This window comes from Megalodesulfovibrio gigas DSM 1382 = ATCC 19364, assembly GCF_000468495.1.
GTDB classification, from domain to species: Bacteria; Desulfobacterota; Desulfovibrionia; order Desulfovibrionales; family Desulfovibrionaceae; genus Megalodesulfovibrio; species Megalodesulfovibrio gigas.
This window is the reverse complement of record NC_022444.1, coordinates 2,704,460-2,727,245: the sequence shown is the minus strand read 5'-3', so window position 1 is coordinate 2,727,245 and position 22,786 is coordinate 2,704,460. Positions and strand designations below refer to the sequence as shown.

Below are 22,786 nucleotides of genomic sequence, written 5' to 3'. Positions count from 1 at the left end.
TGTTGTTCACGGGATTTCCCAAAGGTGTTGCCTGTACCACTATGGTGACGATATGTGTTGCTCGGTCAGGGGGTTTCCGCTGGTGGCGCGGATAATTGCCAAAAATTTATGCCCGTTGCATATGTTCTTTCATTTCAGGTCAATTTGTCTTGTCTGTCAATGTATTACAGTGCTGCAACATTATGAAACATGGTTGCAGCCGCTTAACAAGACGGCCCAGCTTTGGTATCAGGCGCAAATGACGTACCAGAACATGTGGCAGGACGTGTGGCTGTCCTGCGCAAGCGACTGCCGGCGGGGGGCGCGGGAGATGTATGCCCGTGCTGCCGGCGGTGGCGAATCGTATAATGGCTGCTCAGCATCAGGGCAGCCCCCTGCGAGGGGGACTACATGAAGAACATTCGGATTGGCATGCGGCTCATCGGCGCGTTCGTCATCGTGGCGGTGCTCACGGTGGCGGTGGGGGTGGAGGGGTATATTGGGCTGAGGACGGCGGAGAAGGAAATCGAGGAGATGGCTGACGTCTATCTGCCCAGCATCGATGCCCTGGCCCGCATGCGCTACAATATGCGCAACCTGACGGTCGTCGTGCGCACCCTGCTCATCGCAGATCTTTCGGATCAGGAACGTGCCCGCCAGCGCGACCTGCTGCGGCAGGCCCGGGAAAATTACGGGCAGGCCATGAAGAAATTTGAGTCGCTGGAGCGCTATGAAAACGAGGAGCGGGTCTGGCAGGCCTTCCTGGTGCAGTTGCAAAAGACACGGGATATCAACGACAAGACCCTGGACATGATCGCTGCCTGGGAGAAGAACCTCCAGGATCGCGCCTTGTACGACGCGGCGACCGCTCAGGTGATCGGCGAGACGGGCGAGGCGAACCGGGTGCTCATCGGGCAGATCAGCCAGCTCATTGAATTGAATCTGGAAAATGCGGAAAAGGACAAGCTGGGGGCAAAGACGAACATTGCCGGCCATATCACCCTCATGGCCAGCATGGGCATTTTCTCCCCCTTGCTGGCCTTCGGCCTGGGCCTGATGCTCACCCGGTCCATTATCCGGCCCCTGGGGCAGACGTTGCGCTTTGCCGAGAATGTGGCCCAGGGCGATTTGGATGCCGAGCTGGCCGTGCGCCAGGGGGATGAGGTGGGCCGCGTGGCCGAGAGTTTGCGCGCCATGGTGGAGACCCTCAAGAAAACCTTGCGGCAGGCGCAGGAGCAGTCCCGCATTGCCACCGACGAAAGCGAGAATGCCCGCAGGGCCATGGCCCAGGCCGAGGAGGCCCAGCGCCAGGCCGTGCAGGCCCGGGCCCAGGGACTGCTGGAAGCCGCCCACAAGCTGGAGGATGTGGTGGCCGTGGTGTCCTCCGCCTCGGAACAGTTGTCTGCCCAGGTGGAGCAATCCAGCCGTGGCGCGGAGATACAGACTGACCGCGTGACCGAGACCGCCACAGCCATGGAAGAGATGAACGCCACCGTGCTGGAAGTGGCCAAGAACGCCTCCCAGGCGTCGGATTCCGCAGACTCTGCCCGCAAGCAGGCAGCAGACGGCGCCGCCGTGGTGGGCGAGGTGGTGAAGGGGATCGGTCAGGTGGAAGCCCAGGCGCAGTCCCTCAAAACCGACATGGGCGACCTTGGCCGCCAGGCCGAGGGCATCGGGCAGATTCTGAATGTTATTTCGGATATTGCCGATCAGACCAATCTCCTGGCGCTCAATGCCGCCATTGAGGCGGCCAGGGCGGGCGATGCCGGCCGCGGCTTTGCCGTGGTGGCGGATGAGGTGCGCAAGCTGGCCGAAAAAACCATGCAGGCCACCAAGGAAGTGGGGCAGGCCATCAGCGGCATCCAGCAGGGGGCGCGCAAGAATCTGGACAATGCCGGGGCCTCGGCCCAGGCCATTGAGCGCGTCACCGCCATGGCCCGCCAGGCCGGCGAGGCCCTCAGGCAGATCGTGACCCTGGCCGACACCGTGTCCGATCAGGTGCGCAACATCGCCGCCGCTTCCGAACAGCAGAGCGCCACCAGCGAGGAAATCAACCGCTCCATTGAAGACATCAATCGTGTGAGTGCGGAAACGTTGGCGGCCATGCGGCAGAGCACCCAGGCAGTGGGGGAACTGGCCGTGCAGTCCCAGAAACTGCAACAGCTCATTAACAATCTGAAATCGGAGGGCGAGGCAGCATGAGCGACTTGCACCAGAAGTCCGACCACAGCCTGCTGCAACTGGTGACCTTCCGGGTTGCCAGCGAGGAGTTTGGCATAGACATTCTCTCGGTGCAGGAAATCATTCGCACCATGGAAATCACCAAGGTGCCTCGCGCGCCCATGATTGTGGAGGGCGTGATCAACCTGCGTGGCAAGGTGATTCCCATTGTCGGCCTGCGCAAGAAGTTTGGCCTGGAGGTCAAGCCGTACGACAGCAAAACGCGCATCATCGTGGTGGACTTGCGGGGCACCGTGGTGGGGTTTGTGGTGGACGAGGTCTCCGAGGTCCTGCGCATTCCGTCCTCCACCGTGGAGCCACCGCCGGCCATCGTGTCGGGCATCGACTCCGAATACATTGACGGTGTGGGCAAGATAGAAGACAGATTGTTGATATTGCTGGATTTGGATCGTCTGCTCACCCGCGATGAGCAGCAGGGACTCAGCGGGTTCTAAGCTCGGGTATCGACGGAAGCATTTGTTGCGCCCGGCCCTCAATAATTTTGGCGGGCCGGGCGCGTTGTTGTTGTCCGGCGCATGGACGCAGTTGAAAAATAATGTAATATGCTCCCGAAAGCCCCTCCGTCCTGTGCAGGCGGGGCAGGCTGTTGCAGGCTGTGGCAGGCGGTTGTCGAACTTCGCCATGAGAGAAGGGAGGGGACACATGAAGCGTGTTGCGATGGCGAGGGTGGTTGCCCTGGCGGCCCTGTCGCTCGTGTTCGCTTCGTTCGTCCGACCGGCTGTGGCTGCTGAACGGCAGGTGCTGGTGCTGCTGTCCTACGATCTTCGGGACCGCTGGTCCGCCGCGGTGCTGGAGGGCATGGAGGCGGCCTTTGCCACCGGCCACGCCAGTCTTGCAGAAGGCATGCAGCTGCATGTGGAATATCTGGACGCACGCCGGCACCCGGAACGCGGCTATCTGGAGGCATTCGAGGCGTTCCTGGCGCGCAAGTATGCCGGCAAGGCCTTGGATGTGGCCTTGGCGGCGGACAACGCGGCCGTTGATTTTTTGCTGCGCATCCGGCCCTTGTTCCGACCGGGCTTGCCCGTGGTGTTTTGCGGGGTGAACAACGTCAATCCGGAAGAGTTCGCCGATCAGCCCGAAGTGACCGGCATCAACGAGGCCTTGAACATCCCGGGCACGGTCAATCTGGCCCTGCGCCTGTTCCCCGAGACGAACCGGCTCGTGGTGGTGGGCGGGTCCCGCGGCGTGGGCAGGGTGAACATGGAACACTTCCGCGAGAGTCTCCCGCTGCTTTCGCATCCTGTCCAAATTCAGGAACTGTTGGATCTCCCCCGCGAGGGCCTGGCCGAACGACTGGCCGCGCTCCCGGAGCAGGCCATTGTGTTGCGGCTGGACAATCTGCGGGAGTCGGACGGCTCTTCCACCTCCCTGCAGCAGAGTATGGAATTGCTGGCTGGGGCGTCCCCGCGGCCGGTGTTCAGCTTTTGGGATTTCGATATGGGCCGCGGCGCGCTGGGGGGCATCGTGGTCAATGGGTTCGCCCAGGGCAATGCCGCCGGGGAACTGGCGTTGCAGGTGCTGCAGGGCCGGCCGGCGTCCTCCATTCCGGTGGTCATGGAAAGCCCCAATGTGCCCATGTTCGACCATGCCCAGCTGCAGCGGTTCGGCCTTGCCAAGGCTGCGCTGCCGTCCGGGGCTGTGGTGCTCAACCGCCCTGTGTCGTTCTATGCCAGGCACAAGCAGGTCATTTGGATTTCCGGGGGGGTGCTTGCGATCATGGGGGCAGGCCTTGCGGTGCTCGTCTGCACGCTGCTGGCCCGGCGCAAGGCGGAGCGGGCCCTGCGGGAAAGCGAGGCGCGCACCCGCACATACGTGGACAATGCGCCCTCCGGGATTCTCATTGTGGATGACCAGGGATGCTACCTGGATGTAAACCCGGAAGCCTGCCGCATTTCCGGCTACAGCCGCGACGAATTGCTGGCCATGAACATCCAGGAGTTGCTGGCCCCGGAGCGCAAGGCCGAGGGCATGCACCATTTTGAGAAGTTGCGGGTCCATGGCCGGGTGGATGGCGAGGTGCTCTGCCGTCGCAAGGACGGCGAGGCGCGCTGGTGGGCCATCTCCGCCATCCGGATTGCCGCGGATCGCTTTCTGGGATTTGCCACCGACGTGACCGAGCGCCGCCGTCAGGACGAGAGCCGGTCCATCTTTCTGGAACTGCTGGACAACGCTGAGCATGTGGTGGTCTTCAAGGATACGCAGCTGCGCTATGTGATGGTCAATCCGGCGTATACCGCCCTCACCGGTCACACCCCGGAGGACGTTGCCGGCAAGACGGACCGGGAGGTCTTTGCCGGATTGTCCACGCCGGAGCAGATCGAGGCGTACATGGAAAACGACCGCCAGGCCCTGGCCCTGCCAGCGGGCCACGGGGTGACTGTGGAGGAGGGCACCCTGGGGCCGGACGGCTCGGTACGGACGTTTTTGACCAAGAAATTCCCGGTGTTTTCGCAACAGGGGGTGCTCCAGGGGGCGGGCGTCATCACCTGGGAAATCACGGAACGCAAACGGGCCGAGGAGGCCCTGCGCACCCAGAGCCAGCTGCAGGAACTGCTGCTGAACATCTCCTCCACGTACATCAGTCTGCCCCTGGATCAGGTGGATGCCGCCATTGAACGGTCCCTGGGCGAGATGGGCCGTTGCGTGGAGGCGGATCGGGCGTATCTGTTCGCCTACCACTTCGAGGAAGGCATCTGCACCAACACCCATGAATGGTGCGCCGAGGGCATCGAACCGCAGATTCAGAATCTGCAGGCCATCCCGCTGGACATGATGCGGATGTGTGTGGATGCCCACCTGCGCGGCGAGACATTGTTTATCCCCGATGTGCTGGCCCTGGATCCGGCGGATCCTGATCGTCAGATCCTGGGACCTCAGGGCATCCGCAGTCTGGTGGTGGTGCCCATGCTGGAGGGGGAGCGCTGTCTGGGCTTTGCCGGGTTCGACCGTGTGCGCAGCGCCACGCCCTTCGGCGAGAGCGAACGTCGGCTGCTGACCCTGTTCGCGCAGTTGCTGGTCAGCGTCCGCCATCGTCAGGAACTGGAATGCATTCTGGACGATGCCAAGCAGAAGGCGGAGGGCGCCAACCGGGCCAAATCCGAATTTCTGACCAACATGAGCCATGAAATCCGCACCCCCCTGAATGGCGTCATGGGCATGCTGCAGCTGCTCCGGGGCAGCGATCTGGACATGGAGCAGCGCGAGTACGTGGCCACGGCCCTGCAGGCCTGCCGGCGTCTGGTGCGCCTGCTGTCGGATATTCTGGATCTGTCCCGCATCGAGGCCGGCAAGCTGGCCATCCACCAGGCGCCGCTGGATCTGGGCGAGGTGGTGCGTCATGTCATCGACCTGTTCCTGCCCATGGCCAGGGAAACCGGCGTGGCGCTCAATCATCTGCTGGACCCGTCCATTCCGCGCTGGGTGTTGGGCGATGCCCCCAGGCTGCAGCAGTTGCTGACGAACATTGTGGGCAACGCCCTCAAGTTCACCCCGGCCGGCAGCGTGACCCTGGAGACGTTTCCCCTCACGCCTCGGCAGCCGGATCAGGTCAGGGTGCTCTTTTCCGTGGCCGACACCGGCATCGGCATTCCCGACGACAAGCTCGACAACCTCTTCAAGCCCTTTTCCCAGGTGAGCGAAGGCTACACCCGCACGCACCAGGGCGCGGGCCTGGGCCTTTCCATCTGCAAGCGACTGGTGGAACTCATGGGCGGGAACATTGCCGTGGAAAGCGAACCCGGCGTGGGCACCACGGTCTATTTCTGCATTACCTTCACCCGTACTTTGGCCGGGAATCAGGAGATTGCGGTGGCAGGCGTACACACTCCGCGCAGCCTCGGCGGCCTGCGGATTTTGCTGGCCGAGGACGACCATGTGAGCGGCTTGATGGCGGACAAGCTCCTCTCCCGGCTGGGGGCGCGGGTGGTGCTGGCCCGGGACGGCCAGCAGGCCCTGGAACTTCTGCGCATGGGAGACTTCGACATCGTGCTCATGGACGTGCAGATGCCGGTCATGGACGGCGTGGAGGCCACCCGGGCCATCCGCAGGGGCGAGGTCGGCGAGGCCAAGGCGCGAATTCCCATCGTGGCCATGACCGCCTACGCCATGACCGGGGACAAAGAAATCTTCCTGGCGACGGGCATGGACGGCTATGTCTCCAAACCGGTGAACCTGGACGAGCTCATCACCGCCATCGGCGCGGCCACTGGTCGGGAACAGGCGGCATGAGCCGGGAGGCCCAGCCCGGCGCACGTCGCCAGCCGGGGGGATCAGGGCACGGTGTCTTTGAACGGGGTTCTCTGGGGAACCCCGTTCTTTTGAAAGCGCGTTCTCGAAGTGCGTTACACTGGCGGGGCGATGTGGACCAGGACGCGCATGTCCGTCTCGGCTGCCACGCCGTGCGGCTCGGCGATGGGGCACAGGCAATGGTCTCCGGCGTGGGCCGGGTGCTTGCCGTCGGCGGCGAGGAAGCTGCCTGTCCCTTCCACAACGGTCAGCGACACATACCCCTCATCATCGTGCTTGTGCAGGGGCAGGGACTGGCCGGCCTTGAGGTTGAATTGCAGGATCTTGACATAGGGCGAGTCCAGCAGCAGCGTGCGGGCAGGGCCGGTGTCGCGGTATTCGCCCAGGGCGGTCAGGGTGGTGTATTGCATGGGATGCTCCTTGGGTTCTGCAGGGTGATGTACCCATGTGATAATCCCGCATTCACGGGCTGGCCTTGATACGCATCAAAAAAACGCGTGCGATCTTGTAAAAAACTTCAGCCCGGGGTATGCGCCGAGAACGGTTCCCGGGATGTGGAGGAGCGTAACAACCTGCCATTCTGTTTGACATTCTGGAATAAACGGCATAGATATCAAGTAATCCCACGAATACCCTCTGTTTATGGCGGGGGTGCGCGTGGCCGGGCGGTGTGCGTTTCCGGGCTGCGCGAGGGGGAAGCACGCAACCTGAATGGGGGGATGATGATGAATCGAGAGGCCCTGGTGTCCTCGGCGGCCAGACTGACGCCGCCTTCTGTCGAAGCGGTGCAGGAGTATGCGGCGCATGTGCCGGTGCTGGCCGCCTTGCTGGACGACGCCATGCTGGCTCACCCGAACCTGGAACAGCTGGTTGGTTCTGGCAACATGGCGATGATGCAGAACAATCATCGCAACCATTTTCGATACATGGCCTCGGTCATGGCGGTGTACGACCCGGCTTCCTTTGCCGAAACCGTGGTCTGGGTGGTGCGCACGTACCGCGCGCACGGGTTTTCCCTGGCGTATTGGCCGGTGATGCTGGAACAGGCGCTGCAAGCCATGCAGCGCACCCTGCGTCCGGCCACGGCGGCGCAGGTGGCGCCGTTTTACGAGTGGCTTGCCAGCCAGCTGGAAGGGATTGCCCATGTTGCTGCAGCCCCCACCGCCTGGGAAACGGCGTCGCCCATGCCGCCTGTTTGTGGCGAGGCGTCGTGATTGCCGCCATGGACCGGTCTGCCTGTTCGCCTGCGTCCGCCAGTCTGACACGTCTTGCCGCGGCGTATCTGGAACAGCTGCTGGCCGGGAACCGGCGCGGCGCCTGCGCCCTGGTGCTGGATGCAGTCAGGGCGGGCGCGGATGTGCGCGAAATCTACCTCAAGGTGCTGCAGCCGGTGCAGCACGAGGTGGGCAGATTGTGGCAGGAAAACACCATCACCGTGGCGGTGGAGCATTTTTGCACCGCAGCCACGCAACTGGTCATCTCCCAGCTGTTTCCCTACATCATCACGGAAACCAAACATGGTCTTTCGATGGTCGGGTGCTGCGTGGGAGAGGAACTGCACGAGCTGGGCATGCGCATGGTCTGCGATTTTTTCGAGATGGATGGCTGGGACACGTACTACATGGGCGCAAACTGCCCTCAGGATGCCGTGCTCGCCGCCATGGCGGAACGCAGGCCGCACGCCTTGTGTCTGTCCGTCACCATGCACCAGAATGTGCCCCTGGCCCGGGACATCATCCAGGCTGTGGCAACACAGTTCCCTGCCGTAAAGATCCTGGTGGGCGGCTTCCCGTTTCTGCTCAATCCCGACCTTGCCGCCAGCCTGGGCGCGCACGGCTGGGCCAGGGACGCCCATGAAGGCGTGCGGCTGGCTGCTTTCCTGTGCAGGGCAGACCAGGAGGATGCAGCATGACCCCACACCCCCCGGACGGGCTGGTGCTCGCGTGCGACATGCGCGGTCGCATCAGCCATGTCATTCATGATTCCACCGGCCTGCTTGGCGCATCGCTGGTTGGTCGGCCGCTGCATTCGCTGGTGGAGCGGCCCATGCGGCCCAAGCTGGGCCGCTTTTTTCGTGAAACCAGACACAAGGGGGCAACCCTGGCCTGGGAGCTCACGGTGCAGTTGGGAAAACGGCCCGAAGTAATGAACTTCTTCGGCCTGGTCAGGGACGGCCAGATCTACGTCATCATCTCGCAGTCGCCCAACAATATCTTCTTTTTGTACGATGAGATGCTGGGCATCATCAACGACCAGGCCGCCCAGCTGCGCACGCTGCAGCAGCAGGCTCGCGCCATACCCAGCGTGTCCGACAGTGTGGCCCTGGACGAGTTCATGAAGGTCAACAACGACCTGGTGAACCTGCAGCGCGAACTGCACATCAGCCATGCCCGGCTGGCCCGTCAGGAAACACGGTTTCACAAGATGATCCAAGAGCATCCGGACTGTATCTTCGTGCTGGATGATGCGAGCCGGCTGCTGTATTGCAATGCCGCAGCCAGCGCCCTGCTGGCGGTTGTTCCCGGGGAGGCGTCCGGCAATGCTGCCTGCCCGCTCTTTGCCTGCAAGGGACAGGGCGAAATCGAACTGCGGGACACCGGCGGCGCGGTGCGCATGCTGGAACTCCGCCATGCCGACACCACCTGGGACGACAAGCCTGCCCGGCTGGTCTCCATGCGGGACATCACCGAACGCAGGCAGGTGGAGGCGCTCAAGGAAGACATGGACCGCATCAGCCGGCACGATCTCAAGACGCCGCTGAACGGCATCATCGGCCTCCCCACCATTCTGCTGATGGATGACAACCTGACTCCCGAACAGCGTGAATACATTTCCCTCATTCGGGATTCCGGCTACAGGATGCTGGATCTGATCAACATTTCCCTGCACCTGTTTCAGATGGAAACCGGACGATACACGCCGCGCCTCGTGCCTGTGGAACTGGTGCAGGTGCTGCGCAAGGTGCTGGTGGACATCGTGGGGCAGTTTCAACGCCAACCGGAGCAAATGGTTTCCGAACTGTTGCTGGATGGCCGGCCGGCCGGCCCGGAGGATGCCTTCTGGGTGCTGGGGGAAGAGCTGTTGTGTCACTCCATGTTCTCGAATCTGCTCAGGAACGCCTTCGAGGCGTCCTCGCCCGGCGCCACGGTGCGTCTGCTGCTGGAGTCGGGAGATTGGTGCACCGTGCGCATAGAGAATGCCGGGGAGGTGCCGCCCGATTTTCAGCCCCGATTTTTTGATAAATATGCCACCCAAGGCAAGCAGGGCGGCACCGGGTTGGGCACCTATTCCGCCAGACTCATGGCCAGGACCCTGGGCGGCGAACTGGAGCTGGATCTTTCCCGGCCGGGTTTGGTGGCCGTGGTCGCCCGGCTGCCGTGTCCGTCGCAGGAGGGGTATCGCGTTATTCCCCGGGGCGAGTATCCGAGACGTGAGGAGCAGGCATGAACATTTTGATTGTGGAAGACAGCGCCGGGCAACGGGCCGTGCTGCACGACCTGTTTGCGGCACACGGCCGATGCACCGAGGCTGAGGACGGGCCGACGGCCCTGGTGCTGTTCGAACAGGCCCTGGAAGCCGGCGCTCCCTTTGCCCTGGTGGTGATGGATGTGCTCATGCCCGGCATGGACGGACACGCCGCCCTGATGCGGATCAAGGAACTTGAGCAGCAGCATGGCGTGCCGGAAGGCTGCGGTGCGCGCTGCATCATGGTGTCCTGCCTGCAGACCACAGCCAGCATCATGCGGGCGCAGTACGAAGCCGGAGCAGATGCCTATCTCGTCAAGCCGGTGAGCCCTGCATTGGTGTCGGAATTGCTCTGCAGTCTGGAGCTGTCCCCCAATCCGCTGGGCGAGGAGTTCAATGCCCCTGCATAAATTGCTGCGCCAATACGAAGGCGCACGCCTCCTCGAACTTCAGGTTGCCCAGGGCGGGGTGTACCGGCGGCCCTCGCTTATCCATACCATTCTGGGCTCGTGCGTGTCCGTGACGTTTTATCATCCCGGCACGGCATACGGCGGCGTGTTCCATGCCTTTCTGCCCATGGCCGCCCGGTATGAGGCCACGGACATGGTCTGCCAGCCGTACAAATATGTGGATACGGCCATCGGGATGATTTGTCGGCGATTCACCGGCTTCGGCGTGCCGCTGGAGGAGGTGGCGTGCAAGGTGTTCGGCGGGGCGAACGCCCTGTTCGACGAGACCAGCGCCATGGGGCCGCAGAATGTGGAAGCGGCCCTCACCGTGCTCAATGCCCGCAACCTGCGGGTGACGGCCACCCATGTGGGCGGGGACTCTGGCAGAAAGCTGGTGTTCGTGACACACACGGGGGAGGTGTTTCTTAAAATGTTGCGTCGCACCTCCTGCGCGCAGCCCGGCGTTGTTCGTCGGGGAGCGCGGCAGCTTTCCAACACTCCCCCTTCGCGAAAGGTAGGATGAGGCCATGCCCCACACTGCGTCCTTTGCCGCGCAACTGCGCGAGGCCGTCTGGCCCCTGCATCGACAGGTGGAGCATGCCTCCCCCCTGACCCGGGTGGCCCGGGGCGACGCGTCCCTGATGGAGTACACGGCTGCGCTCCGGCTGCTGTATGGCTTCATCGCCCCGCTGGAATCGGGCATCGCTACCTTTGCCGCGTCCGGCACCGAGGCGACGGCCCTGCTGCAGGCCCTGCTGCAGGCCGGCCACTGGCAACGCACGCATCTGCTGGAGCAGGATCTGCGTGTGCTGGGACTCCCGGCCGAAGCCATCCGCCAGTTGCCGCAGTGCACCGCCATGCCGTCCATGGCCACCCCGGCGCAGGCCGTGGGGGCGTTGTATCTGCTGGAGGGCTCCCGGCTTGGCGGCAAAGTTATCGCCACCAGCCTGAATCACGCGCTGGGCCTGGACGAACACAGCGGGGCTGCCTATTTTTCCAGTAACGGGGAGGAGCTGGGGGCGGTATGGCACCGGTTCAGGCTGGTGCTGGAGGAGGTTGCCGCGGCGGGCCATGGGCCGGCCGTCATCGAGGCGGCCCGGCAGGCTTTTCTGGCCCTGGGCGTCTGGTTTGAACACAGAGGAGCCGCGTGACGCGATGCAATCCATGGGGCCCGGTGTCCATACCGTCCGCTCGTGCGACCGCGAACCCGTGCACATCCCTGGGCGCATCCAGGCCTACGGGGCGATGCTGGTGGCGGATGCCGTCACCCGTCGCCTGCTGCGTGCGGGGGGCGACTGCGAGACGCTGCTGGGGCAGCCGGCGCAGGCTGTGGTGCAGGCGTCGCTGGCGGAGCTCTTTGATCACGACTCGCAGGAAGACGTGCGGTTCCTGCTGGAGACGGCTGGGGAGCGGCCCAACGCCATCCGCATGCTGCACCCCGCGGCCGACCCTGCCAGGAGCCTGGTGGCCACGGCGTGCCGCAGCGGCGGGGCCGTGTTGCTTGAATGCGAAGCTGCGCGCCCGGTCAGCCTCCTGACCGATCTGCTGCGCGACTGCCAGGACGTCCAGACCCATCTGCGTCTGGCCACCGATATTCCCGCCTTGTGGCAGAGCATGACCGACAGTGTCCGCCACCTGACCGGGTTTGATCGCGTGATGCTGTATAAGTTTCACGACGACTTCAGCGGCGAGGTGGTGGCTGAAGCCATGGATGCCCGGCTGCGGCCGTTCCTGGGGCATCGCTACCCGGCCTCCGACATCCCCGAGCCAGCCAGGCAGTTGTATCTGCAGAACTGGTTGCGAATCATCCCGGATGTGCACGTGGCCCAGCCACCGCTGGAGCCGTGCGCCGGCGAGGAATCGTCCCCGCCCCTGGACATGACCCACGCCCGCCTGCGCGCCGTCTCGCCCATCCACATAGAGTACCTCAAGAATATGGGTGTCGAGGCCTCCCTGTCTCTCTCCGTGCTGGTGGCCGGCCGGTTGTGGGGGCTCGTCGCCTGCCATCACTATGCCGGGCCGCGGTTTCTGCATCCGGAACAGCAACGGGCCCTGGTGCTCATCGCCGGCGATTTCAGCCATGCCCTGGAAGCCCTGCTCGCCCAGCAGGCCGAGCGGCAGCGTCAGGTCAAGGATGCGCTGCTGGCAAGCCTGCAGGGCAAGATCTCCGGCACGCAACCCCTGGAGGCCCTGGTGCGACGCATTGCGCCGGATCTCATGCAGCTGGTTGATGCAGAAGGGGTGGCGCTGGTGGACAATGGCGAAATCATCGCCATGGGCCGCACGCCCGCCGCAAGCGTCGTGGTTTTTGTGGCCGACTGGCTGTCCCGGCAGCTGACGGACGACATTCACGCCACCAACGCCCTGGGACGGGATCTCCCCGAAAGTCAGGCGTGGCGACATCTGGCAGCCGGGGTGCTCGGGCTGCGTCTGGGCGGCTACGGCAATATCTTTCTGTTGTGGTTCCGGCCGGAAATTGTGGTGGAGGAACTGTGGGGCGGGGATCCCCAGCAGCCCTACACCATGCATCCCAAAAGTGGCGTTGCCCATCCGCGCACGTCCTTCGAAACATTCCGGCTGGAAATCACCGGCCTGTGCACCGCCTGGACCCGTCACGACATGTACGCCGTGAAGCGTCTCGTTCCCCTGTTCAACGCCCACATGCTCCGCATTGCCGATGCCGTGCTGCGCATCAGCGAGCAACGCTTTCGGCTGCTGGTGGAGCGGGCCCAGGAAGGCATTGTGGTGCTTCAGGATTGGCGGCTGGCGTATTTCAATCCCATGCTCATGCGCATGACCGGCTATGCCGAGGACGAGCTTGCGGGCGAGCCGTTTCTGCAGTTCGTGCTGCCCGAAGACAGGCCGTTGGTGCACGACCGGCATCTGATGCGGCTGGCAGGCCAGGACGACGGCCAGCGCTACCGTTTTCGCGCGCTGCACCGGAACGGTTCCACGGTGTGGGTGGAGTCCAGCGGGGTGAACATTGAGTGGAATGGCCGGCCGGCCACCCTGAGCTTCATGATGGACATCACTGATCGCCTGAACGACGAAGAGCGCATCCGGTTCATGGCCCATTACGACGCCCTCACGGCATTGCCCAACCGGACGCTGTTCTTCGACCGCCTGCACCAGTCCCTGGCCCAGGCCCGGCGGGAGCAGGCCCGGCTGGCCATCGCGTTCATCGATCTGGACAAGTTCAAACCCGTCAACGATCTCTACGGCCATGCCGTGGGAGACCTGTTGCTGCAGGCCGTGGCCCGGCGTATTACGGGACTGGTCCGGGAGTCGGACACCGTGGCGCGCCTGGGCGGGGACGAATTTGTGCTGCTCATGCCCGGCATTGCCATGGAAGCCCACGCGGTGCGGGTGGCGCAGAAGATCCAGGACGCCCTGGACCTGCCGTTTGCACTGGCTGGCCACGAGATTCACATCTCGTCCAGCATCGGCATCGCCATCTATCCTGATCATGGGCAAACGGAACAGGAGTTGTGCACCAATGCAGACAAAGCCATGTATCGCGTCAAGCACGGCGGCCGCAGCGGCATCGCCCTCCATCAGGAACCCTCTGCACCGGCCTAGCCTGCACCTGCACCTGGCCCTGGCTTGTGGCCTGCTGCTGCTGGCCGCGCCATGCGCCCGGGCAGAACAGCCCCTGCCCTGGCAGCACAGCCGGCAGTTGCTGCTGGTGCTGGCGGCAGACTGGGACAGCGTGCCCGCCACCCTGCAGCGCTATGCCCGCCAGGAGGATTCCCAGCCCTGGCGGCCCGTGGGCGAACCCATTGCCGTGAGCCTGGGCCGCAGCGGCCAGGGATGGGGGAGGGGACTGCATCCTGCCGACGCTCCCCTGGCCGGCGAACCGGACAAGCACGAGGGCGACGGCCGCGCCCCCACGGGCATGTACGCCCTTGGCAACATCTTTGCCTATGATCCGCGCGAGGTGCCCGGGGCCGACATGCCCCTGGTTGCGGTGACGCCGGATCTGGTCTGCGTGGATGATGTGGCATCCCGTCATTACAACACCATCCTTTCCAACAGCACCACGGCGGTGGACTGGACCAGCGCCGAAGCCATGCTGCGCGAGGACGGGCTGTATCGCTATGGTGTGGTGGTGGCCCACAACCAGACGCCGGCGCAGCCCGGGGATGGATCCTGCATCTTCATGCACGTGGCCCGCGGACCAGGAGCGCCCACGGCAGGCTGCACGGCCATGGACCAGGAGGCCATCCGGCACCTGCTCCTGTGGCTGAACCCGACCGCCGACCCGGTGCTGGCGCAGTTCCCCAGGACGGTCTACGAACGAGTGCGGCAGGCGTGGCAGTTGCCGTGAGTCCCCAGCCGAAACGCTTCGTAAAACGCATCCAGCACCACGCCCCCGGCCTGGAGGCGGTCCTGATCCCCGGCATGCCGTAACGCCACGCCGGCCAGGGCCGCGGCCAGGCCGGGGGTTTCCGCGTGGCCGTAGCGCGCCTCTCGAAGGTCGATGTCGTGGACCATCTCGCCCAGGCGGGCCAGGGCGTCGTCGTGCAGGCCCAGGCGGTGGATGAAGGTCTCGAAGGTGCACCGCTCGCCCTCGTGGCTGAAGTCTGCCTGCTGCATGTCGAAGGTCACCTCCCCCGAGGCCGGCGAGTGCGTGGTCGTCTCCACAAAGGCGAAGGCCGCGTCGGGGTCGATGAATCTTCTGATGAGCCAGGCCGAGGCGATGCGATCCACATGCACGCCGGCCCTGGTGATCCAGAGTTTGCCCTGGAACGTCTCCAGTGACCGCGCCACCTCCCCGGCCGCCAGCACGGCCCGCTCGTCCCGGGCCTGTAGCCGGGCTTTCATGGCTCCCACCAGACCCTCCAGCACATCGCCTCCCGGCGCGTTGAAGAAATCCACGGTCCGTACCTCGGCCACTTGCCGGCACAGCTCGGCCAGGGCTCGGGCGGCGGCGTCCGGCTCCAGGGTCTCCAGTTCCTGCTCCACACCGCGCGCCTGGGCCAGCAGCGCCGTGTAGTCCTGCTCTCTGGCCTGCTGGAACAGGGCCCGCACTTGGGCGTCTTCCATCCCGGCCACAAAGGCCGCCTCCACCACAAAGGCCTTGCCGCCGCCGTCTTCAATCTCCCGCACCAGCCAGCCCAGATCCTCGCGGTGCTGGGCCGTGTCCGGCAGCGCATACACGGCGTTCTTGAGGGCCACGGCTCCGAGCGCGGCCAGTCGTTTGGCAACTTTCGCCCGCAAGTACGCTGGCTTGGGAGGGATATTATGGATGCACAGCAGCCAGGGATGAGTCATGGTCGCTCCTTCGGTCAGTTGTGAGACACAAGCATTGTATGACATGCCAGTTGACATGCCAAGGCCTGTTGTTTATATGGCAGTTGAAAGTAATCAATCTTGAACAGCATGGCAATTGCCATCATCATGCAAGGAGAACCCCATGCACCCTGCCGCTTCCCTCGCCGCCCAGCTCATGGCTGCCGCCGCCCGCACCGCCCCCAAGGCCGGGGGCAAGGATTTTCTGGAAATCGTCATCATCGACAATCCCGAAGACCTGAAAAAGATTTCTGAGCGCATGGCCGCCTATGCGCCGGAGTCCACCAACGAGGCCTTCTGGAACCGCGACGCCGCCAACTGCGCCCAGGCCGAGGCCGTGCTGCTGGTGGGCCTGTCCAAGTTCACCGCCGCGGGGTATGATTGCGGGGCCTGCGGTTTTGCCACCTGCAAGGAGTTTGTCAAAGCCCGGCAAGCACAAGACAAGGCCATGGGCTACGCCGGCCCGCACTGCGCCATGCGGCTCATGGACGTGGGCGCGGCCCTGGCCTCGGCGGCCAAGTCCGCCAGCATCCTGTCCATCGACAACCGCGTCCAGCAGCGCGTGGGCGCCACCGCCCGCGCCCTGGGGTACATCAACGCCGAGGTGGTCATGGGCATTCCCCTGGGCGTGTACGGCAAGTCCCCCTTCCACGACCGTTCCACCCCTGCCAAACACTAGATGCAGCCATCAGGACAGCGCATGAACGCCATCAATTCGCTCTACGGCGTCGGGTTTCTGGCCCGATTCTCCTATGCCCTGGCCCGCAACCCGGTGCTGCCGCTGTTTGCCCTGTTCCTGGGCGCAGGACCGGAAGCCGTGGGCCTGGCCGTGGGCATTTCCACGGTGACGGGCATTTTCTTCAAGATGCCCTCGGGCGCGCTGTCCGACGTCATCGGCCGGCGCAGGACCATGCTGGCCGGGCTGTGGGTCTTTGCCGTGCTGCCCTTTGCCTATCTGTTCATCCACAGCTACTGGGCGCTGGTGGTCGTGCGCTTTCTGCACGGCTTGGCCACGGCCGTCTACGGCCCGGTGGTCATGGCCGTGGTGGCCGACCTGGCCGGCGAGAAGAAGGGCGAGATGCTCAGCTGGTTCTCGTCGGTGACCATCATTGGCACGCTGTTGGGCGCGCCCGTGGGTGGGTTCATCCTGCACACCCTGTTTGGAGGAGACGCCGGGCAAAATTCCGAGCCGGGCCTGTGGGCCTTCCGCACGGTGTATCTCGTCAGCGGCGTGTTGGGCGTGGCCTCCCTGGTGCTGGGCTGGCGCATCCTCCAGGGCGAGGAACGCATGGAGCACACCGGCGGCCTGCCGGCGCGCTGGGCGAAGTTCAAGGCCGGCATCCGGGAAGTGCTCTCCGACCGCCGGGTGGTGGTGGTCTCGTCCATGGAAGGCATCCAGAACATGACCATGGGCGCACTGGAAGCGTTCCTGCCCATCTATGCCGTCACCGTGGCGGGGCTCAATGCCTTTGAGGCCGGCCTGCTCTGGGGCGCGCAGATCGTGGTCACCATGCTTTCCAAACCGCTGATGGGGCGGATTTCGGATCAATACGGACGCAAACCGGTCATCGCCCTGGGGCTCATCGCCTGCTCGCTGTCCTTCATGGCCATCCCCTGGCTGGGCGGCTTCTGGACGCTGCTGCTGGCGGCGCTGGTCTTCGGCCTGGGCGAGGCCTTCGTGACCTCCTCCTCCGCGGCCCTGGTGGCGGACATCTGCAAAAAACAGCATTACGGCGCGGCCATGGGGACCTTTGGGACCATCTTCGACATCGGCCACGCCTCCGGCCCCATCCTCTCGGGCCTGCTGGTGGGGGCGCTGGGCTACAAGGCCGCCTTCGCCCTCCTGGGCGTGGTGTTGCTGGCGGCCCTGCCTGTGTTGTGGAGAGGCATTCCGCATGAACGCAGAGAGGCCGGGGGCATCGAATGAGCGCGGCGCGACCACACAACAAAGGGGCGGCCATGCCGCCGCCCCCTGTGTGCTAGAACATTTTACTCTTAAAAAGGCATTGCGAGAGGGGAAACCTTNGGTCTTCCCCCGAGAATTCTTTTCAAAAACAACGTGCTCTATTGACTGTGCGCGCTACTCTGCCGAGGCGACCAGCACCTTCACCGCTTCGAGCTGCGGCAGGAATTTCGATTCCGGGGCGATGATGATGACCATCAGCAGGTCGTCGCCCCTGGGCACAACGGACAGGGCCATGTTGTGGTAGTGCGGGATCGAGATGATCTTTTCCTCCCGCTTGGCGTCGATGCCGATATCCGGTTCCCCCGACATTTCCTTGCGGCGTTCCACCTTGATGTACTTGTACACGCCGATGTTGCGCTGGCCGCTGCTGGCGGAAACCGTCTCCACGCCCAGGGGTTCCACCACCACGGCGTTTTGCATGTGCCCGAGCACCGCTTCGGTCAGTTTGGCCGGAGTCACCTTGCCGCCTGCGCCGGGGAAGACCAACACCCGGCCCTCCACGCCCTGACCGGACACGGCCAGGATCTTGCCCATGCGCGCCAGGGGGGATTCCGGCTCGCTCAGGGTGACCAGGGGACCAGCCGTGCGCAGGATGTCGAAGGCGATGATGGTATCGAGAAATTCGGACTTGTTGCCGCGCTTGCTGCTTTCCATCAGCCGCTTCAGGTCCGGCTTTTGGGCCAGGGCCACATCCACTGCCCGGGGCGGCATGCCCAGGGACCAGGCCTCGGGAATCTGGCAGACAAAGCCGCCCAGGCGCTGCGGGGCACAGGGCACTTCGGGCGCTGCCGGTGCGGACAGGGGGGCAGCGTCCAGGGCGGCCTGCTCCGTCTTGGCGGCCTTGCCGCGTTTGGCCGTGGCAGGCTTCGCCTCGGGCTCGCTCTCCGGCGTGGTGGCAGCCTGGGCAAGGGCTGCCATCTTGTGTTGCCTGTCGATGTCCTGCACGGCTTTCTGCACCAGGCGCTGGGTCACGGTGCCGAGGGTCAGACCGCTGGCCTGGGCGGTGTCCACGCCCATGAAGCCCTTGAGTTCCCGGTTGATGGTGGCCTGCTCGGTAAATTTGCCTTCATGGAGCTTGCGTCCGGTGGCGCCGTCCAGAATGCGGTAGTGCATGGTGATGTTCCAGGCGCGCTGTTCCTTGGCGTTGCTGATGGAGCCCATGACACTCTGACCGATTTCCGCGCTGCCGAAGAAGCTGCCCACCAGCGCCCCGGCAAAGCTGGCGGAGTTCTTGTCGGAGTAGCTGAACGCCGTGGTCTGGGTCTGGACGTCTGCGATGTCGAAGAGGATGAGCCACTGGGGCGGGGCAAGGTCGACCTTGGCGAATCTCGCGGACATGGACCCGTCGCCCAGGTTCGCCGCCAGGGCAATTTCCTGATAGATGCTGGCCAGGGAGTTGCGCTCCACAATCTTGAAATTGGCCTTGCCGAGTTCGAGTTCGCCGTATTCAAGCAGGGTGTCCGGCTTGACATTGGCCAGAAACTCGTAGCTCGGCGAGGTGATGACGCCCGGCAGCACCACCACGCTCGGGCCGGGATGCGCGGCGTTCTCGTAGGCGACCTCTTTGTAGACATTGTGCGCCGCCAACTGACGGGCGGTTTCCATGGATTTGCCGCAACCTGCAAGGACGGCCAGGGTCAGCAGCAGACAGCAGTGTTTCACGGTGCGCATGGTTCCTCCGGTGTCGAATAGACGGTCACACTGACCAAAAGCCGGGTATTGCGTCGCAGCAGGGCAGTATCAAGCATTAAAATTGATTTGTAGATATCCAGCAAGATCGATGAGCTGTCAATGGCTCAGGTTGCTGGATAATTGGGATGCGCCAAAAAGATACGCACCGCCTGGATTGGTTCCATCGCCGTCAGGGGCAATGAAACCTGCTCCACACAGTCGTTGCCGCGGTCGGTGAGCAGGCAGCATATGATGCGGATCTGAAATCTCGCGCAGGCCCTGGCGCACCCCGGCCCTTGCCTTTTTTTCACAGCGCAGGCAGTGTCCGCGAATGATGCAGGATTCACACGCTCCGCAGTCTCTCCCGGCCGTGGAGCTCTCCCTGGGGCGGATGTATTTTGAGGACGCCCGACTCTTGGCCCATGCGCGCCGCTGGGAGGCCTGCCTGCAGCTTCTGGCTGTGGCCTGCCGGCATGCCTGCCGGGCCGTGCTGGCCAGCCACGGCATGCCGAAGGCCGAATATGTCGGGCTGCAGGATCGTGTCTTGCCAGGACAAATTGCCATGTGCGACGTGGCCAACGCCCTGGCCGAGAACGTGGCGGCGGTGCTCAACCACGCCCGCTATGCCGGCTATCCCGACCAGCCCCCCCTGGACCGCGATGTGGTGAAGACGCGCTTTTTTACGACGCAGGAAATCCTGGACTATGTCCAGGGGTGCCTGGGGTAGGCAGCGCGATCAAGGACGCAAGGCTTCACTTCCCCAGATTCCCGTCATAATCCCCCGGACGTTCCCCGTAACAGCCCCCCGCGGCCTCGGGCGTGCCCTGGGCCAGCAAGGCAGACATGGTGACGAAGCGGAATCCCCGTTGCGTCAATCCTGGCAGCACGCGGCGCAGCATGGCGGCGGTGCCATGGTTGTTGCCGTTGGCGTGGGCGATGACGATGCTGCCCGGCCGGGCGCGGCGCAGGATTTCGGCGGCCATGCGCTCGGGGTTGGCGTGGGGGTCCGGATCGCCGCTGACGATGTCCCACTGGATGGCCGGCAGGCCAAATTCCGCCGTCAGGGCCAGGGCCGCGGCGTTGCAGAAGCCGAAGGGGAAGCGCATCAGGCGGATGGAGGGCGGGACATGGGCGATGGCGTCTGCCGCCATGCCGGCGGCCTCGGCGCGTTGGGTCAGTGTTTCGTACAGGAGTTCATACTGTGCCTGGGTGAACAGCAGCTCGTTGGCTGCGGTATCGCCGGCCAGGGCGCGGGGATCGCGATGGGTCCAGCCATGGTTCCCGATTTCAAACAGCGGATCGGCCATGAGCTGCAGGGCGCGTTCGGGATGGTCGGCCAGCCAGGCCCCGGAGGCAAAGAACGTGGCCGAGGCGTTGTGCTGGCGCAGCAGTTCCACCACCTCGCCGTCGTAGCCGGTCACACGGCCGGCGGTCTGGCAGAGGTCAAAGGTCAGGGCGATGGGCTTTTCCGACCCTTCGATGCGCACCCGGCGGATGGATCCGCGCAGGGGCGAGTCCGGGGGCAGGGCAGGCAGCAGGTGCATGGGCACGGTACGCGCCGGCGGAGGGATGCGCACGGCCCGGGGCGTGCCCTGACGTTCCGCCGGCGTGGAGGCCAGCTGCCCGGGGGGGAAGAGGGATTCGAGCAGGGGGTGGGCTGTGGCCTGTGCCAGTTCCTGGGCCAGTTCCTGGGCCTGGGCGGGCGTCGTGGCGGTGAGCAGGCAGAACAGAACCAGGGCGATGCCCAGGCAAACGGTGCGTCGTGGGACGACGAACAGGCCAGGCGCGGCAGGGGCAGGTGGCTGCATGACGGAATCCGGAGGCAAGGGGTGCCAGGGGCGCATGGAACTGCAGCCTGCGTGAGCGCTGCATCCCATGCGCCGCCAGCTATGGCATGATGGCCGCTAGAAGTCGATCTCCAGCCGGGCGATGCGTCCTTGCTCCACGGTGAACGCGAATTTCAGATCCACGGGACTCCCGGGAAAGGACCCGGAAATGCTGGCAGTGACGACGGTCCGGCCGGTTTCGGAGTCCTCTTTCATGGCCAAGGGCTCCATGTGTGGGGCGTATTGGGCGTTGGAGGCGTCTTTCCATTGCCGGATGGCTTCAGGTCCCCGGTACTCTCGCTGTTCATCCACCACGACGCCGTCCGGGGCGAAGCAATCGGCCACGGCCTGGGCGTCATGGGCGTTGGCGGTGCGGAAATAGGTCTCGATGACTGGGGGCAGGGGGACGCTGAAAGTGCTGGTCATGCTGGTCATGCAGATCTCCTTTGCGACATGGTGGGGCGCAGGACGCCCGGTGCAAGCCAACGTATGGCGTCGGCTCCTGACAACTGTCTGTCAGTAGTTGACCTGCAGAAGCGACGTGACTGCTCCTGACAGGCTGTTGTCAAACGTGGCAGGCAGGATTGTCGGGTTTCCCCCACCGTTTTTCCAAGGAGCACGACATGTTTGCAGTGTACTGCGATACCCCGGACCCCGAGAATCCCCTGGCCGCGTTGCGATTGGGCGAGCGGCCCGAGCCGGAACCGAGGCCGGGATGGGTGCGCGTGCGGGTGACGCATGCCAGCCTGAACAGGCACGACCTCTTCACCCTGTGCGGCGTCACCGGGCATGCCACGCCCATTCCCTTTCCCATGATTCTGGGCAACGACGCCGCCGGCTGCCTGGACGACGGCACGGCCGTGGTGCTCTACCCGGTGATTGTCGGCGAGTCCGAGTGGGGCGACGAAACCCTGACGCCTTCCTGGCGGATATTCAGCGAACGTGAGCAGGGGACCTTTGCCGACTATGTGCTGGCGCCGCAGCGCAACGTCATCCCCCTGCCGCCGGAACTCTCGCCCCTGCACGCCGCCGTGCTGGGCACGGCCTGGCTGACGGCCTGGCGGATGCTGTGCACCAAGTCCGGCCTGCGGCCAGGGCAGACCATGCTGGTGCAAGGGGCCACGGGCGGCATGGCCACGGCGCTGGTGCAGCTGGGGCGCACCATGGGCATGGAGGTCTGGGTCACAAGCCGCAGCCGGGAGGGCCGGGAGCTGGCGCTGCAGCTGGGCGCGCATCAGGCATTCGAGGAACAGGCCTCGCTGCCGCGCAAGGCGCATGCCGTGTTCGACAATGTTGGGCGGGCCACCTGGGCGCACTCGTTGGCCTCGGTCCGGCGTGGCGGAACCATCGTCACCGTGGGGATTACCTCGGGAGGGGAGGTGGAGATGCCGCTGCTGCCGGTGATTGTGGACCAGCTCACCATCACCGGGTCGGTCATGGGCTCATTGGCGGAAATGCACGAGCTGGTGAACTTCGTCGCGCGGATGGGGATTGTGCCGGAGATTTGCGCCGTCCTGCCCATGGAGCAGGCTGCGGACGCGTTTGCCATGATGGCGGGGAGTCGCCTGCAGGGCAAGGTGGTCCTGACCCGCTAGAGCGCGTTGTTTTTGAAAAGAACTCTCGGGGGAAAACCTTTCTCAAGAAAGGTT

At 64.4% G+C, this 22,786-nt stretch carries 20 protein-coding genes; 15 read left to right on the top strand and 5 right to left on the bottom strand.

Features of this window, described 5'->3' with window-relative positions; genetic code table 11:
• The first annotated feature begins 390 nt into the window (after positions 1–390).
• The 3 genes from DGI_RS11980 to DGI_RS17360 all read left to right on the top strand — a co-directional run bounded on the left by DGI_RS11980 (position 391) and on the right by DGI_RS17360 (position 6,450).
• A complete protein-coding gene (locus DGI_RS11980) occupies positions 391–2,181 on the top strand; it encodes a methyl-accepting chemotaxis protein (protein WP_021761340.1) in 1,791 nt (596 codons plus the stop codon).
• Positions 2,178–2,654 (top strand): chemotaxis protein CheW, encoded by a 477-nt coding sequence (locus DGI_RS11975; RefSeq protein WP_021761338.1) that lies wholly within the window; start codon positions 2,178–2,180, stop codon positions 2,652–2,654. The genes DGI_RS11980 and DGI_RS11975 overlap by 4 nt, the downstream gene beginning before the upstream one ends.
• A gap of 208 nt (positions 2,655–2,862) precedes the next feature.
• On the top strand, positions 2,863–6,450 hold the full coding sequence (locus DGI_RS17360; RefSeq protein WP_021761337.1) for an ABC transporter substrate binding protein: 3,588 nt from the start codon (positions 2,863–2,865) through the stop codon (positions 6,448–6,450).
• A gap of 113 nt (positions 6,451–6,563) precedes the next feature.
• On the opposite strand, the gene DGI_RS11965 is transcribed toward DGI_RS17360, so the two are convergent.
• Positions 6,564–6,878 carry a cupin domain-containing protein gene (locus DGI_RS11965; RefSeq protein ID WP_021761336.1) on the bottom strand — a complete coding sequence of 105 codons (315 nt, stop codon included), beginning with the start codon at positions 6,876–6,878 and terminating at the stop codon, positions 6,564–6,566.
• A gap of 309 nt (positions 6,879–7,187) precedes the next feature.
• Here DGI_RS11965 and DGI_RS11960 point away from each other — a divergent pair, with 309 nt between their 5' ends.
• Genes DGI_RS11960 through DGI_RS11925 form a run of 8 tightly spaced genes read left to right on the top strand, consistent with a single transcriptional unit; the run spans position 7,188 to position 14,709 of the window.
• A complete protein-coding gene (locus DGI_RS11960) occupies positions 7,188–7,682 on the top strand; it encodes a globin family protein (protein ID WP_144284185.1) in 495 nt (164 codons plus the stop codon).
• Entirely contained in the window at positions 7,679–8,380 is a 702-nt protein-coding gene (locus DGI_RS11955; protein ID WP_051286688.1) for a cobalamin B12-binding domain-containing protein, read from the top strand. The genes DGI_RS11960 and DGI_RS11955 overlap by 4 nt, the downstream gene beginning before the upstream one ends.
• Entirely contained in the window at positions 8,377–9,915 is a 1,539-nt protein-coding gene (locus DGI_RS17355) for a sensor histidine kinase (protein ID WP_021761333.1), read from the top strand. The genes DGI_RS11955 and DGI_RS17355 overlap by 4 nt, the downstream gene beginning before the upstream one ends.
• Positions 9,912–10,343 (top strand): response regulator, encoded by a 432-nt coding sequence (locus DGI_RS11945; protein ID WP_021761332.1) that lies wholly within the window; start codon positions 9,912–9,914, stop codon positions 10,341–10,343. The genes DGI_RS17355 and DGI_RS11945 overlap by 4 nt, the downstream gene beginning before the upstream one ends.
• On the top strand, positions 10,330–10,905 hold the full coding sequence (locus tag DGI_RS11940) for a chemotaxis protein CheD (protein ID WP_081696977.1): 576 nt from the start codon (positions 10,330–10,332) through the stop codon (positions 10,903–10,905). The genes DGI_RS11945 and DGI_RS11940 overlap by 14 nt, the downstream gene beginning before the upstream one ends.
• A gap of 4 nt (positions 10,906–10,909) precedes the next feature.
• Positions 10,910–11,533: a biliverdin-producing heme oxygenase gene (locus tag DGI_RS17350; protein ID WP_051286689.1), complete on the top strand. Its 624-nt coding sequence runs from the start codon at positions 10,910–10,912 to the stop codon at positions 11,531–11,533.
• 4 nt (positions 11,534–11,537) lie between these two features.
• On the top strand, positions 11,538–13,961 hold the full coding sequence (locus DGI_RS11930) for a bifunctional diguanylate cyclase/phosphodiesterase (protein WP_027193371.1): 2,424 nt from the start codon (positions 11,538–11,540) through the stop codon (positions 13,959–13,961).
• Positions 13,879–14,709 (top strand): L,D-transpeptidase family protein, encoded by an 831-nt coding sequence (locus DGI_RS11925; protein WP_081696979.1) that lies wholly within the window; start codon positions 13,879–13,881, stop codon positions 14,707–14,709. Before DGI_RS11930 ends, DGI_RS11925 begins: the two co-directional genes overlap by 83 nt.
• Here DGI_RS11925 and DGI_RS11920 read toward each other — a convergent pair.
• Positions 14,673–15,656 (bottom strand): chromate resistance protein ChrB domain-containing protein, encoded by a 984-nt coding sequence (locus DGI_RS11920; protein ID WP_021761328.1) that lies wholly within the window; start codon positions 15,654–15,656, stop codon positions 14,673–14,675. The two genes, DGI_RS11925 and DGI_RS11920, sit on opposite strands and share 37 nt — an antisense overlap.
• A gap of 142 nt (positions 15,657–15,798) precedes the next feature.
• Between DGI_RS11920 and DGI_RS11915 the strand changes: the two genes are divergently transcribed.
• Both DGI_RS11915 and DGI_RS11910 read left to right on the top strand, forming a co-directional pair.
• Positions 15,799–16,353 (top strand): DUF2148 domain-containing protein, encoded by a 555-nt coding sequence (locus tag DGI_RS11915; protein WP_021761327.1) that lies wholly within the window; start codon positions 15,799–15,801, stop codon positions 16,351–16,353.
• Positions 16,354–16,374: 21 nt separating this feature from the next.
• The gene (locus DGI_RS11910; protein ID WP_021761326.1) at positions 16,375–17,601 is read left to right on the top strand and encodes an MFS transporter; all 1,227 of its coding nucleotides are present in this window, start codon (positions 16,375–16,377) and stop codon (positions 17,599–17,601) included.
• A 153-nt stretch (positions 17,602–17,754) separates the two neighbouring features.
• Here the strand turns inward: DGI_RS11910 and DGI_RS11905 are convergent, their stop codons facing one another.
• Complete coding sequence (locus tag DGI_RS11905) at positions 17,755–19,311, bottom strand: hypothetical protein (RefSeq protein ID WP_021761325.1); 1,557 nt, start codon at positions 19,309–19,311, stop codon at positions 17,755–17,757.
• 331 nt (positions 19,312–19,642) lie between these two features.
• On the opposite strand from DGI_RS11905, the gene DGI_RS11900 reads away from it, so the two are divergent.
• Positions 19,643–20,038 carry a HEPN domain-containing protein gene (locus DGI_RS11900; protein ID WP_021761324.1) on the top strand — a complete coding sequence of 132 codons (396 nt, stop codon included), beginning with the start codon at positions 19,643–19,645 and terminating at the stop codon, positions 20,036–20,038.
• A 25-nt stretch (positions 20,039–20,063) separates the two neighbouring features.
• On the opposite strand, the gene DGI_RS11895 is transcribed toward DGI_RS11900, so the two are convergent.
• Together DGI_RS11895 and DGI_RS11890 are read right to left on the bottom strand one after the other, a co-directional pair.
• Positions 20,064–21,119, bottom strand: a complete 1,056-nt coding sequence (locus tag DGI_RS11895) for a polysaccharide deacetylase family protein (protein ID WP_051349744.1) — start codon at positions 21,117–21,119, stop codon at positions 20,064–20,066.
• Between the two features lie 96 nt (positions 21,120–21,215).
• Positions 21,216–21,572 carry a nuclear transport factor 2 family protein gene (locus DGI_RS11890; protein WP_051286701.1) on the bottom strand — a complete coding sequence of 119 codons (357 nt, stop codon included), beginning with the start codon at positions 21,570–21,572 and terminating at the stop codon, positions 21,216–21,218.
• A gap of 188 nt (positions 21,573–21,760) precedes the next feature.
• Between DGI_RS11890 and DGI_RS11885 the strand changes: the two genes are divergently transcribed.
• Entirely contained in the window at positions 21,761–22,732 is a 972-nt protein-coding gene (locus DGI_RS11885; RefSeq protein WP_021761320.1) for a quinone oxidoreductase family protein, read from the top strand.
• Positions 22,733–22,786: the final 54 nt, after the last annotated feature.

Coding starts and splice junctions, on each gene's coding strand:
- DGI_RS11980 (WP_021761340.1), top strand. CDS start 391: ATGAAGAACATTCGGATTGGCATGCGGCTCATCGGCGCGTTCGTCATC.
- DGI_RS11975 (WP_021761338.1), top strand. CDS start 2,178: ATGAGCGACTTGCACCAGAAGTCCGACCACAGCCTGCTGCAACTGGTG.
- DGI_RS17360 (WP_021761337.1), top strand. CDS start 2,863: ATGAAGCGTGTTGCGATGGCGAGGGTGGTTGCCCTGGCGGCCCTGTCG.
- DGI_RS11965 (WP_021761336.1), bottom strand. CDS start 6,878: ATGCAATACACCACCCTGACCGCCCTGGGCGAATACCGCGACACCGGC.
- DGI_RS11960 (WP_144284185.1), top strand. CDS start 7,188: ATGATGATGAATCGAGAGGCCCTGGTGTCCTCGGCGGCCAGACTGACG.
- DGI_RS17355 (WP_021761333.1), top strand. CDS start 8,377: ATGACCCCACACCCCCCGGACGGGCTGGTGCTCGCGTGCGACATGCGC.
- DGI_RS11945 (WP_021761332.1), top strand. CDS start 9,912: ATGAACATTTTGATTGTGGAAGACAGCGCCGGGCAACGGGCCGTGCTG.
- DGI_RS11940 (WP_081696977.1), top strand. CDS start 10,330: ATGCCCCTGCATAAATTGCTGCGCCAATACGAAGGCGCACGCCTCCTC.
- DGI_RS17350 (WP_051286689.1), top strand. CDS start 10,910: ATGCCCCACACTGCGTCCTTTGCCGCGCAACTGCGCGAGGCCGTCTGG.
- DGI_RS11930 (WP_027193371.1), top strand. CDS start 11,538: ATGCAATCCATGGGGCCCGGTGTCCATACCGTCCGCTCGTGCGACCGC.
- DGI_RS11925 (WP_081696979.1), top strand. CDS start 13,879: ATGCAGACAAAGCCATGTATCGCGTCAAGCACGGCGGCCGCAGCGGCA.
- DGI_RS11920 (WP_021761328.1), bottom strand. CDS start 15,656: ATGACTCATCCCTGGCTGCTGTGCATCCATAATATCCCTCCCAAGCCA.
- DGI_RS11915 (WP_021761327.1), top strand. CDS start 15,799: ATGCACCCTGCCGCTTCCCTCGCCGCCCAGCTCATGGCTGCCGCCGCC.
- DGI_RS11910 (WP_021761326.1), top strand. CDS start 16,375: ATGAACGCCATCAATTCGCTCTACGGCGTCGGGTTTCTGGCCCGATTC.
- DGI_RS11905 (WP_021761325.1), bottom strand. CDS start 19,311: ATGCGCACCGTGAAACACTGCTGTCTGCTGCTGACCCTGGCCGTCCTT.
- DGI_RS11900 (WP_021761324.1), top strand. CDS start 19,643: ATGATGCAGGATTCACACGCTCCGCAGTCTCTCCCGGCCGTGGAGCTC.
- DGI_RS11895 (WP_051349744.1), bottom strand. CDS start 21,119: ATGCAGCCACCTGCCCCTGCCGCGCCTGGCCTGTTCGTCGTCCCACGA.
- DGI_RS11890 (WP_051286701.1), bottom strand. CDS start 21,572: ATGACCAGCATGACCAGCACTTTCAGCGTCCCCCTGCCCCCAGTCATC.
- DGI_RS11885 (WP_021761320.1), top strand. CDS start 21,761: ATGTTTGCAGTGTACTGCGATACCCCGGACCCCGAGAATCCCCTGGCC.